This is a genomic window from Protofrankia sp. Cr1 (assembly GCF_963555865.1).
In the GTDB taxonomy this organism is placed as follows: Bacteria; Actinomycetota; Actinomycetes; order Frankiales; family Frankiaceae; genus Protofrankia.
On the sequence record NZ_CAUVXO010000484.1, the window covers coordinates 1,485 to 2,732 of the forward strand.

At 66.4% G+C, this 1,248-nt stretch carries 1 protein-coding gene; it reads right to left on the reverse strand.

Annotation, left to right across the window (positions count from 1 at the left end; genetic code table 11):
• Window positions 1–51 precede the first annotated feature (51 nt).
• Complete coding sequence (locus tag U9980_RS24215; protein ID WP_322770040.1) at window positions 52–753, reverse strand: hypothetical protein; 702 nt, start codon at window positions 751–753, stop codon at window positions 52–54.
• Between the last annotated feature and the right edge of the window lie 495 nt (window positions 754–1,248).

Sequence of the window (1,248 nt, forward strand, 5' to 3'; positions counted from 1 at the left end):
GCATCGCCCTCTCGCATGTCCCGAGACGATTGCCGACCGTCCCCATCCCCGTCAAGCAAGATCGCCTTTCATCCCCGGGCCGAGTCGAGTCGCCGCACGGATGATGTCGTCGGCGAGATCGGCGGTTTCCGCATAGGGGTCGAGGCCCAGGCGGGCCGCTGCCAGGCAGAACTCCTGCTCGTCCTCGTCGGCTCCGGTGACGGCGGCCCATTCGGTGTGCAGCGCCGTCCCGGTGACACCCTGTTCAGCCAGCCGGGTCAGGACGGCGCCGACCACGGCCGCCAGTTCGCGCTCGACCTGGGCTCGTGGAGTTCGCGCGTGGCCATGGCCAAGGTAGCGGATCGGTTGATCGGAAGAGACCTCATGGTCGTCCCGCCACAGCAAACGGGTCGAAGAACCCTCCGGGACGATGATGAGATCAGGCCAACGGAAACCGTCGTCTGCCGATCGGAGGCTGTGCCGGAGCAGGCCGTCGTGGGTCGCAGCATCGGGGAACGGACCGTCGAGCGCTCTGTTGGGTCGGGCGTCGGCCGCAAGGGACCACCAGTTGAAGGCGATCCACTCGGCGAGTGGGTACAGCGGGCAGTAGATCGAACGACGAGCGCTACCCGACCCGAGGTCCTCCACCAGGGAGACGGGCCGTGTGCCGACAAGGATCTCCAACTGTGCCCAGGTGGCCCGAAGTTCGGGAGAACGCACGCCGGGCGCGGGCTCCCACTCCCACTGGAAGCGCAGTTCAGGTGCTTCCGTCATCAGACCCCCGAAGGCCATTGCGACGGTTGCAGAGGGTGACTCTTGTACTGGCCCTAGCCCTGATTGACCAGACGGCCCTCGTAGCAGACCCCTTCGCGGCGATGCCAGACATAACGCGGGAAGTCTCCTTCCCACGGTGGACCAACGGTTCCGGCGAGGATCGCACTGCGAAGCCAACCGGTCAGCTCGGCCGGATCAGCCAACGCAGGATCAGCCAACGCAGGATCACACTTGGTCGCATCGGCGCGCAACCGCGACTGCCGTCCGGCGAAGGAAGGCGCCGTCTTGTGTTCCGCACTGCCGACATATGAGACACGCTCCGCGATGCGGGACAGCACAACGCCCTCCGGGGGCGGACTGATCCGGCGGCGGAGGGGACGCTGGCGTCGTGGAGCGCGCACGTCCCAAGTATGACCCATACGTGATCGAAAAAAACAGCCGCGGCTGTCGACTCCCAGGAGGTATCGGTGGCAGGTTCGCAGGATGCGCCGGCGA